General features: G+C 48.7%; 13 protein-coding genes. 9 read left to right on the forward strand and 4 right to left on the reverse strand.

Annotation, left to right across the window (positions count from 1 at the left end; all coding sequences use genetic code 11):
* Positions 1-31: 31 nt before the first annotated feature.
* On the reverse strand, positions 32-1,183 hold the full coding sequence (gene metK, locus NY07_RS13775) for a methionine adenosyltransferase (protein WP_011864557.1): 1,152 nt from the start codon (positions 1,181-1,183) through the stop codon (positions 32-34).
* A gap of 464 nt (positions 1,184-1,647) precedes the next feature.
* Here metK and tkt point away from each other — a divergent pair, with 464 nt between their 5' ends.
* From tkt to NY07_RS19040, 6 genes are all read left to right on the forward strand, one after another.
* Positions 1,648-3,642 carry a transketolase gene (tkt, locus tag NY07_RS13780; RefSeq protein ID WP_033539938.1) on the forward strand — a complete coding sequence of 665 codons (1,995 nt, stop codon included), beginning with the start codon at positions 1,648-1,650 and terminating at the stop codon, positions 3,640-3,642.
* A gap of 135 nt (positions 3,643-3,777) precedes the next feature.
* Positions 3,778-4,794 carry an erythrose-4-phosphate dehydrogenase gene (gene epd / locus NY07_RS13785; RefSeq protein ID WP_033539939.1) on the forward strand — a complete coding sequence of 339 codons (1,017 nt, stop codon included), beginning with the start codon at positions 3,778-3,780 and terminating at the stop codon, positions 4,792-4,794.
* Positions 4,795-4,895: 101 nt separating this feature from the next.
* Positions 4,896-6,071 (forward strand): phosphoglycerate kinase, encoded by a 1,176-nt coding sequence (locus NY07_RS13790; protein WP_033539940.1) that lies wholly within the window; start codon positions 4,896-4,898, stop codon positions 6,069-6,071.
* A 152-nt stretch (positions 6,072-6,223) separates the two neighbouring features.
* A complete protein-coding gene (gene fba / locus NY07_RS13795; RefSeq protein WP_033539941.1) occupies positions 6,224-7,288 on the forward strand; it encodes a class II fructose-bisphosphate aldolase in 1,065 nt (354 codons plus the stop codon).
* A 223-nt stretch (positions 7,289-7,511) separates the two neighbouring features.
* Complete coding sequence (locus NY07_RS13800; RefSeq protein WP_033539942.1) at positions 7,512-8,252, forward strand: DUF481 domain-containing protein; 741 nt, start codon at positions 7,512-7,514, stop codon at positions 8,250-8,252.
* Positions 8,253-8,509: 257 nt separating this feature from the next.
* Positions 8,510-8,965 carry a winged helix-turn-helix domain-containing protein gene (locus tag NY07_RS19040; RefSeq protein ID WP_052125704.1) on the forward strand — a complete coding sequence of 152 codons (456 nt, stop codon included), beginning with the start codon at positions 8,510-8,512 and terminating at the stop codon, positions 8,963-8,965.
* Between the two features lie 134 nt (positions 8,966-9,099).
* On the opposite strand, the gene NY07_RS13810 is transcribed toward NY07_RS19040, so the two are convergent.
* Positions 9,100-9,618, reverse strand: a complete 519-nt coding sequence (locus NY07_RS13810; protein ID WP_033539943.1) for a hypothetical protein — start codon at positions 9,616-9,618, stop codon at positions 9,100-9,102.
* An 11-nt stretch (positions 9,619-9,629) separates the two neighbouring features.
* The gene (locus NY07_RS13815; RefSeq protein WP_033539944.1) at positions 9,630-10,451 is read right to left on the reverse strand and encodes a hypothetical protein; all 822 of its coding nucleotides are present in this window, start codon (positions 10,449-10,451) and stop codon (positions 9,630-9,632) included.
* Positions 10,452-10,909: 458 nt separating this feature from the next.
* Between NY07_RS13815 and NY07_RS13820 the strand changes: the two genes are divergently transcribed.
* The 3 genes from NY07_RS13820 to NY07_RS13830 all read left to right on the forward strand — a co-directional run bounded on the left by NY07_RS13820 (position 10,910) and on the right by NY07_RS13830 (position 13,712).
* Positions 10,910-11,719 carry a winged helix-turn-helix domain-containing protein gene (locus NY07_RS13820; RefSeq protein WP_033539945.1) on the forward strand — a complete coding sequence of 270 codons (810 nt, stop codon included), beginning with the start codon at positions 10,910-10,912 and terminating at the stop codon, positions 11,717-11,719.
* The gene (locus NY07_RS13825; RefSeq protein ID WP_033539946.1) at positions 11,712-12,233 is read left to right on the forward strand and encodes a hypothetical protein; all 522 of its coding nucleotides are present in this window, start codon (positions 11,712-11,714) and stop codon (positions 12,231-12,233) included. The genes NY07_RS13820 and NY07_RS13825 overlap by 8 nt, the downstream gene beginning before the upstream one ends.
* 69 nt (positions 12,234-12,302) lie before the next feature.
* A complete protein-coding gene (locus tag NY07_RS13830) occupies positions 12,303-13,712 on the forward strand; it encodes a hypothetical protein (RefSeq protein WP_033539947.1) in 1,410 nt (469 codons plus the stop codon).
* Positions 13,713-14,143: 431 nt separating this feature from the next.
* On the opposite strand, the gene NY07_RS13835 is transcribed toward NY07_RS13830, so the two are convergent.
* Positions 14,144-15,661: an LA2681 family HEPN domain-containing protein gene (locus NY07_RS13835; RefSeq protein ID WP_033539948.1), complete on the reverse strand. Its 1,518-nt coding sequence runs from the start codon at positions 15,659-15,661 to the stop codon at positions 14,144-14,146.
* Positions 15,662-15,946 lie beyond the last annotated feature (285 nt).

Consider the following 15,946-nt stretch of genomic DNA (forward strand, 5'->3'; position numbering starts at 1 on the left):
GCCATGTAGGCGGTTTTTTTATTAAAGCGGATTACAGCTTAGCGTCTGCGCGCAGCGCTTCAGCTTTGTCGGTGCGCTCCCAAGGGAACTCGTTACGACCGAAGTGACCGTAAGCAGCGGTTGCCTTGTAGATAGGACGCGCCAGATCAAGCATCTCGGTCAGGCCGTATGGGCGCAGGTCGAAGTGCTGACGTACTAAGCCGATTAACACCTCTTCTGACACCTTACCGGTACCGAAGGTTTCAACGCTGATAGAGGTTGGCTCTGCCACACCGATAGCGTAAGAAACTTGAATCTCACAGCGATCTGCCAGACCGGCAGCGACTATGTTTTTGGCTACATAACGAGCCGCATAGGCTGCGCTGCGGTCAACTTTTGACGGGTCTTTACCCGAGAAAGCGCCGCCGCCGTGACGAGCCATGCCGCCGTAGGTATCAACGATGATCTTACGACCTGTCAGGCCACAGTCGCCCATAGGGCCACCGATAACGAAACGACCGGTTGGGTTGATGAAGAACTTGGTCTCTTTGTTCAACCACTGTGCAGGTAGTACAGGCTTGATGATGGTTTCCATCACGCCTTCGATCAGATCAGACTGGCTGACGCTGTCACAATGTTGAGTCGAGAGTACCACCGCGTCGATGCCGACGATCTTGTTGTCTTCGTAGGCGAACGTCACCTGGCTCTTGGCATCTGGACGCAACCAAGGCAGGGTGTTGTCTTTACGTACTTCAGACTGACGCTTCACCAGTGCATGAGCATAGGTGATAGGGGCTGGCATGAGTACGTCGGTTTCGTTGCTGGCATAACCAAACATCAAACCTTGGTCACCGGCGCCTTGCTCTTTAGGATCGGCGCGATCGACACCTTGGTTGATGTCAGGTGATTGCTTACCAATGGCGTTCAGTACCGCACAAGAGTCGGCATCGAAGCCCATGTCTGAGTGAGTGTAACCGATCTCGCGAACCGTCTTGCGGGTTAGCTCTTCGATATCAACCCATGCAGAAGTGGTCACCTCGCCACCTACCATCACCATGCCGGTTTTGACGTATGTTTCGCACGCAACACGTGCCTTTGGATCTTGCTCTAAGATCGCGTCGAGTACCGCATCAGAAATTTGATCGGCGATTTTATCTGGATGACCTTCTGAGACCGACTCAGAGGTAAACAAGTGCTTTGCCATAATGGAAAAATCTCGTCTTTAAACAATTTGAATGTGTAGAAGTATCTACATCTAGACGGCCATTTTAGTGGAAATCAGATCGGATAACACCCTTTTCAGTAAAAATTGTGGAGTAAAACCGGGTAAATATTCTAATGCCTGGGATGAGTTAATCTATTTTTGTTATCTAAGGTTATGTTATTTATAACCTTTAGTTGCTTTGTCTAACTTAAAACTATCTTATTTCGATACGGGCGAGATTGAGCGGGTGATCAAATCTGCCTGGCTTGGTGTGGTCAATCTTATTCCGTTAGCCCCAGTAAAGGGCAAATAGCGGCGGACCCTAGGTGGGGGAAATTAGCGGCTATATGGATTTAATCTAAGGGAATCGGTGAATTTTATTTGCGTCCCATCCGCGAGTAGGGGAAAATATGCCCCCAATTATTGCCCGCAAAATCCCCAACATAAAATCAGCAGGAGAGAGCATGTCATCTCGTAAAGAACTCGCAAACGCTATCCGTGTGTTAAGTATGGATGCCGTTCAAAAAGCCAACTCTGGTCACCCTGGTGCCCCAATGGGAATGGCTGATATCGCTGAAGTGCTTTGGAATGACTTCCTTAAGCACAACCCGAATAACCCAGAGTGGGTCGATCGCGATCGTTTCATCCTATCTAACGGTCACGGTTCAATGCTGATTTACTCTCTGCTGCACCTAACAGGTTATGCATTGCCAATCGAAGAGCTGAAGAGCTTCCGTCAATTGCATTCTAAGACGCCGGGTCACCCAGAATATGGTTACACCCCAGGTGTTGAAACCACCACTGGTCCTCTAGGCGCTGGTATCAGCAACGCCGTGGGTATGGCGATTGCCGAGAAGACACTGGCGGCGCAATTTAACCGTCCGGGTCATGATATCGTCGATCACTTCACCTACTGCTTCCTGGGCGATGGCTGTCTGATGGAAGGTATCTCTCACGAGGCGTGTTCACTGGCGGGCACCCTAGGTCTTGGCAAGCTGATTGCGTTTTGGGATGACAACGGTATCTCTATCGATGGTCATGTTGAGGGCTGGTTTACCGACGACACAGCTAAGCGTTTCGAATCTTACGGCTGGCATGTGATCGCCGGTGTTGATGGTCATGACAGCGACGCGATTCGCGCGGCTATCGAAGAGGCTAAGTCAGTTACCGACAAGCCAAGCATGATCTGCTGCAAAACGGTTATCGGTTTCGGTTCGCCAAACAAGTCTGGTAGCCACGACTGTCACGGCGCGCCACTGGGTGATGCGGAAATTGCCGCGGCACGTGAGTTCCTGGGTTGGGAACACGCACCGTTCGAGATCCCAGAAAACGTTTATGCAGGTTGGGATGCTAAAGAAGTGGGCGCGGCTAACGAGTCTGCCTGGAATGAGAAGTTGGCCGCTTACGAGGCTGCCTACCCAGAACTGGCTGCAGAATATAAGCGCCGCGTGATCACTGGTGAACTGCCAGCCGATTTCGAAGAAAAAGCACAGGCATTCATCAAAGAGTGTCAAGAGAAAGGCGAAAGCATTGCTAGCCGTAAGGCGTCACAAAACGCTATCGGTGCTTTCGGTGCCATCCTACCTGAACTGCTCGGCGGTTCGGCTGACCTGGCAGGTTCTAACCTGACTCTATGGTCTGGTTCTAAGGGCATTCAGGAAGATCCAGCGGGTAACTACATCTACTACGGTGTACGTGAATTCGGTATGAGCGGCATCATGAACGGTATCTCGCTGCACGGTGGTTTCATCAACTATGGCGCAACCTTCATGATGTTCATGGAGTATGCACGTAACGCGGTACGTATGTCAGCGCTGATGGGCATTCAAAACATCTTCGTTTATACCCATGACTCTATCGGTCAGGGTGAAGATGGCCCGACTCACCAACCGGTTGAGCAGCTGGCTAACCTGCGCATGACACCAAACATGATGGTATGGCGTCCATGTGATGCGGCTGAAACGGCTGTGGCTTGGAAGATGGCTATCGAACGTCGTAAGGCGCCGACCTCTTTGATCTTCAGCCGTCAAGGTTTGCCTGCACAGGCGCGCACCGATGAGCAACTGGCTAACATCGCTAAGGGTGGTTACGTGATGCAAGACTGTGCCGGTACGCCAGATCTTATCCTGATCGCAACCGGTAGCGAGATGCAGTTAGCACTGGATTCAGCCAAGGCGCTGACCGAGCAAGGTAAGGCGGTACGTGTAGTGTCTCTGCCATCGACCGACGTGTTCGACGCACAAGATGCGGCTTACAAAGAGTCTGTACTGCCTAAGTCTGTCACTAAGCGTGTGGCTATTGAAGCGGCTCACGTTGATTACTGGCACAAGTATGTCGGTTTCGACGGCGCGGTTGTGGGCATGACCACCTTCGGTGAGTCTGCACCAGGCGGCGATCTGATGAAGCACTTCGGTTTCACCGTTGACAATGTTGTAGCCAAGGCAAACGCCATTTTATAAGGCCTAGTGCCACCCAAAAGGCATAGGGCAAGCAGTTGCTCTATGCCATGATGACCCGGCTTATCGATAACGATAGGCCGTTGTCGCATTCAGGAATGCCTATCTCAGGACGGTGTTAGGAGTAGAAGCACTTAAATGATTAAAGTTGCTATTAATGGTTATGGCCGAATTGGTCGCTCGATTCTTCGTGCCCTCTATGAGTCTGGCAAGCGGGATAAGATCCAGATTGTCGCCATTAATGAACTCGCCAAACCCGAAGCCATGCTTCACCTCACCCAATACGATACCACCCATGGTCGCTTTCAATCTTCTGCGTCACTCGACGACAATGTGATGACTATCGGGGACGACCGTATCTTATTAATCCATGAGCCCGACGCTGAAAAGTTGCCCTGGCAATCTCTGGATGTCGATATCGTGTTCGAGGCCACTGGTGCCCTTATCGATCGCCAGGCCTGTGAGGCTCATATCAAGGCGGGGGCAAAGCAGGTATTGATCAGCCACCCTTCATCGAGCGATGTGGATGCCACCATAGTCTATGGTGTGAATCATCAAGATCTCAAGGCCGAGCACCAAATCGTCTCTAACGCCTCCTGCACCACCAATTGTTTAGTGCCTATCATTCAGGTGCTTGACCGCGCCTTTAAGGTACATAGTGGTGCCATTACCACGATTCACTCGGCGATGAACGATCAGCAGGTGATCGACGCCTATCATGATGACCTCAGACGTACCCGTGCGGCGGGACAATCTATCATTCCGGTAGATACCAAGCTGGCCAGAGGAATTGAGCGCATCCTGCCTGAGATGAAGGATAAGTTTGAGGCGATATCTGTGCGCGTGCCAACAATTAATGTGACGGCAATTGACTTATCGGTCACCTTAGATAAACGTGTCGATATCGATACAGTGAACCAGGTATTATCTCAGGCGGCAAATGGCTCATATCAAGGGGTTGTAGGCTATACTAATGCGCCATTGGTATCGTGCGATTTTAATCATGATCCCAGATCCAGTATCGTCGATGGCACCCAGACGCGGGTGAGCGACGGCCATCTGGTCAAATTGCTCTTGTGGTGTGATAACGAGTGGGGCTTTGCCAACCGTATGTTGGACACCAGTTTAGAGATGATAAAGGCCGTCAGAGCCTGATTTTAAAGTTTTTAATCCGTGGCCAGTGAAGCGTCCTGGCGGTGGGTAACTCAGTTTTGCTTTAACTTTTACTTTTAACTTTACACTTAAGGAAACGTGAAATGGCGATTATCAATATGTCAGCGTTAGATCTTCAGGGCAAGCGTGTGCTTATCCGTGAAGACCTCAATGTTCCGGTAAGCAATGGTGTGGTGACCAGCGATGCGCGTCTGCGTGCCTCTTTGCCGACCATCAAGCTGGCGCTGGAAAAAGGCGCGGCCGTGATGGTGATGTCTCACTTAGGCCGTCCGACCGAAGGCGAATACAACAGCGAATTTTCTATGCAGCCTGTTGTGGATTACCTGGACAAAGCGCTGGATTGCCCGGTACGTCTGGCTAAAGACTATCTCGACGGTGTAGAAGCCAATGTCGGCGAAGTCGTGGTATTTGAGAACGTACGCTTCAACGTGGGTGAGAAGAAGAATGACGAGGCGCTAGCTAAGAAGCTTGCGGCCCTGTGTGATGTGTATGTGATGGATGCCTTCGGCACCGCGCATCGCGCCCAGGCTTCGACTCATGGCGTTGGTCTGTATGCCCCTGTGGCTTGTGCGGGTCCTCTTCTGGCCGGTGAGCTGGAAGCGCTAGGTAAGGCGATGGATAACCCGGCGCGTCCGCTGGTGGCTATTGTCGGTGGTTCTAAGGTCTCAACCAAGCTGACTGTACTTGAGAGTCTCTCAGGTATTGTCGATCAGCTAGTGGTTGGTGGCGGTATCGCTAACACCTTTATTGCGGCGGCTGGCCACAACGTAGGTAAGTCGCTCTATGAAGCGGATCTTATCGATGAAGCCAAGCGTCTGGTCGCCAATGCCCAGAGCCGTGGCGGCGACATCCCTGTGCCAACTGACGTTGTCGTTGCTGGCGAGTTCAGCCCAACGGCGAGCGCAACCCTTAAGGCGGTCGATCAGGTCGCGGATGAAGATATGATCTTCGACATCGGCCCAGATAGCGCAGAAGCTCTGGCTGAGATCCTCAAGAGCGCTGGTACCATCGTCTGGAATGGCCCTGTGGGTGTGTTCGAGTTCGACCAATTCGGTGAAGGCACCAAGCGTATCGCCCAGGCGATCGCCGAGTCATCAGCCTTCTCTATTGCCGGCGGTGGTGACACCCTAGCGGCAGTGGACAAGTATGGTATTGCCGACAAGGTCTCTTACATCTCTACCGGTGGTGGTGCCTTCCTAGAGTTCCTGGAAGGTAAGGAACTGCCTGCTGTGGCTATGCTGGAAAGCCGCGGCGAATAAGTAAAAAATAATTAGTATTATAAGAAACCGCCGACGGTTAAGGCGCACAGGATGCATGCACTGACTGTCGGTATCAAAATCTGTCCAAACGATAGTGACCTCGGTGGCTGAGCGGGTACTGCCCGAACACCACCCTATTATTGGAGTTAAAAATGGCCTTAATTTCCCTACGTCAACTGCTAGATCATGCCGCAGAGCATGGATATGGCGTTCCCGCATTCAACGTGAACAACCTGGAGCAGATGCGCGCCATCATGCAGGCGGCAGAAGCTACTGACAGCCCTGTGATTGTTCAGGCATCAGCCGGTGCACGTAAGTATGCCCGTCCTCAGTTCCTTAAGTATCTGATGGCGGCGGCACTTGAGCAGTACCCAGATATCCCTGTGTGTATCCACCAGGATCACGGTACTCATCCTGACGTATGTCAGCGTTCAATTCAGCTGGGTATGTCATCTGTGATGATGGACGGCTCTCTGATGGCTGATGGTAAGACACCTGCGTCTTACGAGTACAACGTTGATGTGACCCGCAAGACGGTTGCCTTTGCTCACGCCTGTGGTGTGTCGGTTGAGGGTGAGATCGGTTGTCTGGGTAGCCTTGAAACTGGACAAGCCGGTGAAGAAGATGGTGTTGGCGCCGAAGGTATCCTGAGCGAAGAGCAACTGCTCACTACGCCAGAAGAAGCGGCGCGTTTCGTTGCCGATACTCACGTTGATGCACTGGCCATTGCTATCGGTACCAGCCACGGTGCTTACAAGTTTAGCCGCAAGCCTACCGGTGATGTGCTGCGTATCGACCGTATCAAAGAGATCCACGCCCGTATTCCAAACACTCACCTGGTAATGCACGGCTCATCTTCTGTGCCACAAGAGTGGCTGGAAGTGATCAACCAATATGGTGGCGCTATCCCTGAAACTTATGGCGTGCCACTGGAAGAGATCGTTGAAGGTATCAAGCACGGTGTGCGTAAAGTTAACATCGATACTGACCTGCGTCTGGCTTCTACCGGTGCAGTACGTAAGTTCCTGGCTGAGAACCCAAGCGAATTCGATCCACGTAAGTTCCTGAAAGCTTCTATGGACGCGATGGCGGATATCTGTACCGTACGCTACGAAGCCTTCGGTGCGGCAGGCATGGCCTCTAAGATCAAGCCTAAGTCGCTGCAAGCCATGTATAAGGCTTACCAGTCTGGTGAATTAGATCCACAAGTGAACTAATCTGCTTCACATGAAAGAGCCCACCTTCTTGGTGGGCTTTTTTTTGCTTAATGTAAGCCGAACAAGACAAGCTAGAGTCACGCTGAAGGTAGGATTTACGCTTCTTTTTGGTACTTTCGGTAGTTCAATTTGCTGAAAAGGCAAGTGCAATTGTCATTTCTGTGTGCTGGATGTTAATATTGCGCCAATTTTTAAGGGACTTGGAACTATAGGTAAATCGATAATGAAAAAATTGCTGACAGCTACGGCTATCCTGATGGCAGCCCCCTTTGCAGCGCACGCGGGTGCCGATTTTGTTAAGGGTGATAGAACCTTTGCGGCAGATGCTGAAGTGGGTGCGACAGTGACCACAGGTAATACTGAGACGACTTCGCTTAAAGGGCGTCTGGATATGAAGCATGAGCTGGGTAACTGGGAAAACCAATACCTGCTAGAAGCCCTCTATAAAGAAGATAGTGGTGAAGAGACAGGTAAGCGCTACTACGGTCTGGTGCAGGGTAACTATAAGTTCAGCGATATCAATTATATGTTTGCCAATGCTAACCATGAGATAGATCCTTTCACTGGTTTTGACTCAAAGTCGACAGTATCAGTGGGTTATGGTCATAAGTTTGTCGATACCGAAAAGACAACCTTTGCCATCGAAGTGGGTCCGGGTTTCCAGTACAAGCGTCTGGACGATGTGAGCGCCGCTGAAGCGGGTTATGACACCGAAGAGAGCTGGGTGGCGCACGGGGTGATTAACTTCGAAACAGAGATCACCGACAACTCTAAATTCAAGCAGCTATTTGTCGCTGACTATGGTGAAAGCCTGGAAGGACGTTCAGAGACATCTATCACTGCTAACATTGTGGGTGCTCTGGCGATGAAATTTGCTGTGATCGTGCGTTATAACAGCGAACCGCTGGATGACAAGAAGAGTACAGATACAGAAACCAATATGACCTTGTTGTATTCATTCTAATATACTGATCTTATGCATAAAAAAATGGCGCCCTAAAGGGCGTCTTTTTTTTGAGCAAAATTCAGGCTGAATACAGGCTTAATCCAAGTCTAATTAGGCTTAAATCTGTATCTGGATGTATCATAATTATTCAGTTATTTTAATGGGTTATGTGCTTTTAGTCACGAAAGTTACCCCGCTTAAATGTCACACTGTAGGCCTAGGTTGCTTAGGCACCCCGAGATAAATAGTTGTACTCGTTAGTGTGAGAATTTTTAATGCAGATAGGTAGCTGTTGGTTTGATCAGTCGCAATCGACCCTATCAAACCAGGACAATGACACCAGTTGGCGTATGCCATGTGCGGAGTTTGCCGTACTCAAATTATTGACCAATCACAGAGGTCAGGTGCTGTCCCATGCCGAGCTGCTGGCGGCGCTGCCCGAAGAGGAGGCAAATATGGCCCGTCTCGTTCAGGCGGTTGATCGCATTCGCTTCTTTTTAGGAACCCCCTCTGGCAAGTTACTGGAGTCCATCGATAATCAGGGCTACATACTGCATCATAAGCTTTCGTCTAATCTTGATTTAGTGGGGAGTGGCCCCACAAAACGTATGACGAATCAGCAGTATATCTTGTTGATTTCTCAGTTATTACTGCTAATTCTGCTCGTTTATTCTGTCTTTGAGCCTTTCAATTATCTTCCTGCTTTAAGAGAGTTTATCCGCGAGCAATAACCTCACCTCGCTTTGTTTTTGCTAGCCTTGCTTTGGCCGGTTCAGCGCTATTTTGTGTGCGTGTCGAACTTTGCCTATGGGACATAAAAAAAGGGCCACACACTAGGTGATGGCCCCCAAAGTGGTGCAGTGGGTTAAGTGGAGGGGAGCAGAACCAGTTCGTTGGTCGCCTTGGCACCTTTGATCTCTATGGCAACTTTAAATTCTTCAACCGAACCAGGAGCGGTATTGGCATCCCAGTCTAGATCGGTTGCACTAAAGCTGTATTGGCCATTATCTGTTTCTTCTAGCATGCCCTGGCAGTCGCCAGCGGCGCTATCGCATTGATAGCTTTGCGTCACGTGCCAATGTTTCCAAGCCTTGGCATTGCTTGACTTTGATTCGCCATCAGGGAAACCAAAGTAGACGATGTTGTACTCTTTGGCATTGGTAATTGCCAAGCCGTCATCATCTGTTAAGGCAAAGCTCAGGGTGCCTGTCTCGCCGTCAAATTCGGCCAGAGTCAGGTTGATGGCCAAGGCCTCACCGGCATCTATGGTGACTGGTGGAGGCGGAATGATCACACCGCCGTCATCGTCATCATTATCGTCACTACCGCAACCGCCGCACATTAGCAGTGTTGCTAATAGAGCTGTTAATAACTTCTCATTCATGACCTGCTCCTTTAGTTAAAGTGGCCGGTATGGCAAGTCGTACATTCCATATCTGACTTCACGCTGGCTGCACTACCCATGGTAGTCTCTACACCGTGACAGCTTTGGCAGGCCTGCGCTTCTTGTGAAGGCTTTGATTCAGGTAGCGCCGAGATATCTTCGCCCTTATAGGCGCGGTTCAGCAGCTCAACCACGTGATAAGCAACAGAAGCCGATAGACGCTTACAGCGCTCACCCTTCTGGCTGAAGGTAAAGCCTGAAGCTTTAGACCAGTTACTGATAGAAGAGTGACACAGGATGCTGTTGGCAACCGATGACTTACCTACCAGAGCGGTTTTCTCGGCGGTTGAACCTATGCCAGCAACAAATTCGTCGCTTGAGAAAGGCAGCTCTGTCACTTCGTAGTAGCGGAAAGAGGCGCCAATAACTGCAGCGTTTTGGCCGTTGATATCGTCTAAGATGTTCACCAACATACCGGTAGCGTTGTTGTTACCACACACTGTGCCCTGACCAACAATACCCGCCCAGCCATAACCAGCCAGCGCGGTAGGAATCGTTTTGAACTTGTCGGCATCGGCGCTGCTAGAGTTAGCTAACATAGTCACCAAGGCATGGAAGACCTGGTGCATACATCCACCGCCAGTCTCATAAGCTAGCTTGGCGGTTGCCATAGGATCGAGGGGAACATACTTAAGCTTTTCGCCTAACTCCAGTTTGTAATTACCTTGTTCGTCGGTAGCGGCGAAGGCTGATGTGCCCATAAGGGTGGCGCCCGCCGCCGCTGTGCTGATGCCGATGATTTGGCTAAGTGCTTGGCGTCTATTGATGGTCATGACAATGTCCTCACTTGGATAGATGTTATTTTTGTTGTTGGCACAAACTAAAAGATGCGCCGTTTTGAACTTGGAGCCAGTGTGGCCCTGGTAGATTGCAAATAGTGTGATTTGAGTCAGATGAAGCCTTGGGATAGGAGAGAGTTCGTTATCACAGGTTTTTCTAATGTTTTGTATCGGCTATCTGAATCAATACCCCGTTAGATTATCGGCGTGGGCGGTTGTGATGCGATCTGTGTCACCTTATTTGTAAAATTCATGTTAATTTACGGGTTTTTGCGCGCTTATAAATATCGACGTGTTGAGCGTGAAGAAAGAGGCGGAAGTCACAGAGGTTTATTTTCCTTATTCTTGTTAAGGATATTTTTTACATGACTTTCTAGGAGATAGAGGGGATCACAGATTTTTTTTGCTAGCTTGCATAAGATTATTTGCATCCGGATGACAGAGTAACCAAGATGCAACTGGGCGATTGCCGATTTGACAGACATAAAGGCGTGCTCACCAATGAATTGACGGGTGAAGAGTGGTATCTGCCGCGCGCTGAATTGCAGGTCTTATCACTCTTACTGGCCAATAATGACAAAGTGGTGGCTAAGCGGGTCTTAGGGGCGGGCGATGATGAGCATGCTCCTTTAAGTGACTCGTCGGTGGCGCGTGCCGTCTTTATGTTGCGCTCATTTCTCGGCCCGCTTCATGAGCATATGATAGAAACCGTCAAGGGTAAGGGTTATCGCCTACGCCTTGAAAACGCGGTGCCCTCAACGGTGCAGGCGAGTGTGAGTCGTGAGCCCTATGGTTTAGGTGAGCGGATTGAGGCGGTGTTGGCCTGGTTGTTTGGTAAGCGTCATCGCTGGATCAAACTCTGGGTTGGACTGATTGTCTTGCTGCTTGGCGTCCTGGTGTCACTGCAGCTGTTCTCCTCGGTTAATTTTGAGATAGAGCACACAGAGCCTTATCTGCGTCATAGCATTACCTTGGAGTCTGGGCAGAAGGTGATGTTTATCAGCTACGCAAAATCTAAGACCAATAACACTTCGCTATTGCGTCTGTCTGAGAAGATGTCTCAGGCGTTTGGCCACTGCGAGTCATCGCCTTGGAAAGAGGTCTATATGTCGCTTTCTCACGATAAACAGGTCTTTAATATCACGATGCGCGGCGAGAGGATGGGGCAGTCCTTGGTGCGCAACCTTAAGTTAACCGATTACAGGCAACAGAAGGTGTTTATCTCCGATGTCTGGTTTAAAGAGGTATCTTTGTGTGAATAGAAAGGTGCTGTGGGCGATCAACTTCTTAGTGCTGGCGCTGTTGGCGGTTAGCATAACCATTAGTTATCGCTACCTTAACCCTAGCGAGAGTTTGATGCTGAGCTGTAGCTCAGAGTTATTCGATCGCCGCGATAATGCCAATGCTGAAGGGCGCCACTACCTATTGGTCGATATCATGGCCAAGCAGCAGCAGGCGCAGATCAACTATCGCTATTTTAACCTCGACGGCACGTCGGCCGGCACCATACGCATGCAGGGCAAGTATTTCGAGATCGATAAGCACAGTGGACGCTACCATTTTTCGGTAGAGACCAAGGAGGAGAGTGGCGCCGAATCCACCGAGGCCATGCCCAGACATATGCAATATCTCTCTTACATCAGCTCCTTTAACTTAGACAGTAAGGGGATGCATAATTTATCTATTGAACCGCTGGAATTAGATCCCCACAGGGACTATGCCGTGGTATTGTTTCAGCCTAGCAACACCGTCTGTGGTTGCCGTATAGTGCAATAGCCACTCTTCGGCTATACTCAGGATGTTAGTTTCTAAATTACTGAAATAATTCCATAATTCTGAGGTTTTGTGTCTAAGGTTAATATCAAGCAGGAAGAGTCACTGTCGATTAAGTTTACCCATCAGATGAAGGTGGGTGACCATAGGCGGCTCGACCTCTATTTCTTTCTGCCCAAGGAGATGGGGATCAATTCCCAAAGCCTTGATGAGGAAGAGTATTACCATGCCGCGATTGCCGGTCGACGCTCCTATTACTCTTCGGGCTTGCATCTTCCTCTGGTGCAGGGGCGTTTTATCAGCCAGAAGAAACGTACCGTAGAGGAGTTCAGGCTCTACCTGAACCTATTTGCCTACCAGTTTGCCGTGGCGATTGAGACCGACAGCAAGGAGCTGGCTCAGGTAGAAGATATCGAGAAGTTTTATACCTCGCTCAAAGAGCTGAGCGAGATAGTGACTCAGCTACTGAAGAAGTTTCGCCGTAACGAGCCCAGCGACCCTAAGTGGAAACACTATTTCGAAAACTCAGATAACTATCTCTCCTGGTTCTGCGAGCAGCAGTTGTTGAAGCTGATGTCCCATGCGCCACGTAGCAGTGATTACAGCGAGGTGGTTGAAGAGGTGATTAACCTGTGCCGCAGCGAGAGTAGCTATCGCGACAGCAAGAACTACAACTCGGCTCAGACCCTGAATGATCCTAACCGTATCTCCAATAAGATGTTGCTGCTGCGCCGTTTGATCCAGCAAGGGGTTGTATTAAAAGAGGAGCAGAAGCGTCTTGGCGTAGGACTGAAGAAAATGACCACAGGGATAGCCACCGCCTTTGTGATGCTGGTGGTTTCAACGCTTATCATCAAGGCCCAAGGGGTCTTTAGCGGCCTCACCATGGCCTTGGTGTTTACCCTGGCGGTGATCTACGGTTTTCGTGAGATCTTCAAAGAAGATATTCGTAATGCCCTGTGGCGAGTGATTCAGAAGGGGCGCCCTCGTTGGAGCCGCATTCTGCGCGACACCACCAGTCAGGCGATGATCGCTAAACAGCACGTGTGGATAGACTTTATCAAGTCTAAGGACCTGCCCGAGGAGATCGACGAGATCCTAAGGCGCCGTCACAGCCAAAATAAGCTCGATGCCGACATATTGCACTATGGCATCAACTCCCGCATCGCTAACAAAGGCTTCCTCGCGGGCTACTCCACCATACAGGAGCAGGTGAACTTTAGCCTGGCACCCTTCGCTCGTTATCTTGAGCGGGGCAAGGCAAAGATCTATAAGGAGGCCGACGGTAAGATCAGCAGCGACTCGGTAGAGCGCCGCTACCAGATCAACCTGGTACTGTCGCTGCAAGAAGGCCGCAACCCGCCACAATTCGCGCGCTACAAGATCACCATGAACCGCTCCACCATAGTGGATATCAGTGAGAGTGCGCTACCAGATGGGGTAGAGGCCATTGGGATGGAACACGATGAGACTGAGGGCTAACTTGCCCTTAGTAGAAGTTTTCAGCTTCGACTGACTTTGCTCTGAATTAGCGAATTCCAGCGTTGACCTTCATTCTTTTGAATTGCCTGCGGCAGGCCATATGTGCTGATACGCCTGTGAGACGCCGTGAATACTTCCTTGTAGGCTCTGCCGAAACATCTGACCTCCATGGACGGAGGGAATGCCAAAAAATGTAGGGAACATTTTTGGCCCTGTTTCGGAAGCTCACCGGCGTATCTACACCTAGTTATTCATCTCTTCGATTTAGCCGCATTTGATCTTTACAATTGTTCAAGTTAAGCCATTTTTGGACATTTTCGAGTTAAAGCCTTAATTCTAACCTGTCAGTTTCGGATAAAAATTTCTATGGGATAACGCCCGCGTAATAGGCGCAAGCTTGCGAGCGTCCTAATTGACGCGTTTGTTAGATTTCACTCATCGTATCCACGAATCTCCTCATGAGATGGAACGAATAATGGCATTACAATTCCATCCCTTTGTGCTGAGAGCCTATTTTCTCGAATAAGTACCATTTGAACAAAGTAAATCACTGAGCTTCTCGCTAATTTTAATGTATTGAGCGATTCCTTTAAGAACATTTCATAATCAAAATGCTCTAAACACCCAGAGCGGCTTGTTGGAATATCTCCTAGATCATGAAATACAGTGAACCTATGAGTAGATGAGTTTCTAGACACCTGTTTTTTAGACAGAAAACCCATTTTATTTGATAGGTCTCTAGATACCTCGGTCAATGCTAGCAGTGCTGTATTGCCATTTTCTATTTCTTGGAAAATTGCCGACTTGAACTCTTCTTTTTCATCTGTGCCTTTTTTTGCTTTTTTGAACCATGCCTGTTTGAACGAAGTTCCCTTTGCTCCACCAATCCCTAGATAGGACAAAGTAGCTACAGCTACTTTGTCTAAAATATCTAATGCACTACGCTGCGCCAAAGCTAAAGCCGATTCATTAATTCCATAGCAAGCATAATTTAAAGTGTCGTTATAGCTTCCCGTTTCATTGAACAGTCGATTAGAAGCATTAAAAAATAGTTGTCTAGAAAGTATGTAGTCAGATTTTAAAATGTTTATCATGGCGAATATTTCAGGGACTGAACTACTACTGCTTACATCAGCACTTACAGACGAGATATTAACATTATCCCAGTATTCTGAGTCATGTTCATGAGAGTGAATTGTCGGAGATAATGTTAGGTTATTTGAAACAACAAAATTCTCATATTCTTCGCACTCATTAGCAGGCTTCTTTTTGTCTCCAGCACGAATGTCTTTAATCTCATCTACAATGCCTTTTACTCCAAAGCCGCCTGTGTAAGAGTATATGGTTTCTAGATTTTCCTTCACATGGGTTGCCAAATATTCAATCTCTTCTACTAGCAACTCGTAGTCACCCAACTCTTGTTGCAATGCGTACCTGAGCATTTTTAATGCACCTGAGCTTGCGACTCCATTTCTAGGGTTCTCTGTCAGAGCTAGTGTGTAGAAATCATATGCCTCTACCCAACGATAGGATGACCACAAAATATTTCCTAAATTGGTGAAGGATTGAGACCTTATGTCAAGTGAAGCATTAGGAGCATTTGCTGCCACATAAAAATATTGTCTTGCTTCTAATCTAAAATCTTCTGTCTCTTGATACCAACTGAAGTCTTTATATGCTGTAGACAGAGCCAAGGCATGTAGTCCGTTGGCCAAGTTATATTTTAATTCTGAGTTGTCTTGATAATTAGAAACGGCATTACGATATATTCCAACTCCTTTGAGAACGGCATCATGGTTCTTAACCATTGCCCCTGCATCTACAAGAATAGCAGCCTTCAACAATTCAAAATTGATGTTTCCCGAAAGTTGTAAAGCTTCATTGATAGCTTGAGCCGGGTCATCATCTATCAGCCTCTGTAGTTTTTCTGAGATATCAGCTATATCCACTTAAACTCCAAGAAATCTAACATTTTATTAGTGCGCATGCGCGTTTACCTCGTTGGACCAGTGAATACGCGCACAGCTAACTATCTGTATGTAATGAAATTATCAGCATTTTGCCAAATATACCATCTGGAGAAACGCGCATGCGCGTTTCCCAAACCTATTATCTATATTAACGAATAGATTAAGCAGTTGATTTTAAATTAATTAATTTAGGTGTGAATGAGAAAACGCGCTCGGATTTAGACTTAAAATCACCCAAAAGTCACATAATTTAAATATGACTGT

The organism is Shewanella sp. ECSMB14101 (genome assembly GCF_000773485.1).
GTDB classification, from domain to species: domain Bacteria; phylum Pseudomonadota; class Gammaproteobacteria; order Enterobacterales; family Shewanellaceae; genus Shewanella; species Shewanella marisflavi.

Bases quoted from the DNA above. Each gene is read 5' to 3' on its own strand.
- NY07_RS13800 (WP_033539942.1), top strand. From the start codon at position 7,512: ATGAAAAAATTGCTGACAGCTACGGCTATCCTGATGGCAGCCCCCTTT.
- metK (WP_011864557.1), bottom strand. From the start codon at position 1,183: ATGGCAAAGCACTTGTTTACCTCTGAGTCGGTCTCAGAAGGTCATCCA.
- fba (WP_033539941.1), top strand. From the start codon at position 6,224: ATGGCCTTAATTTCCCTACGTCAACTGCTAGATCATGCCGCAGAGCAT.
- NY07_RS13820 (WP_033539945.1), top strand. From the start codon at position 10,910: ATGCAACTGGGCGATTGCCGATTTGACAGACATAAAGGCGTGCTCACC.
- NY07_RS13790 (WP_033539940.1), top strand. From the start codon at position 4,896: ATGGCGATTATCAATATGTCAGCGTTAGATCTTCAGGGCAAGCGTGTG.
- tkt (WP_033539938.1), top strand. From the start codon at position 1,648: ATGTCATCTCGTAAAGAACTCGCAAACGCTATCCGTGTGTTAAGTATG.
- NY07_RS19040 (WP_052125704.1), top strand. From the start codon at position 8,510: ATGCAGATAGGTAGCTGTTGGTTTGATCAGTCGCAATCGACCCTATCA.
- NY07_RS13815 (WP_033539944.1), bottom strand. From the start codon at position 10,451: ATGACCATCAATAGACGCCAAGCACTTAGCCAAATCATCGGCATCAGC.
- epd (WP_033539939.1), top strand. From the start codon at position 3,778: ATGATTAAAGTTGCTATTAATGGTTATGGCCGAATTGGTCGCTCGATT.
- NY07_RS13810 (WP_033539943.1), bottom strand. From the start codon at position 9,618: ATGAATGAGAAGTTATTAACAGCTCTATTAGCAACACTGCTAATGTGC.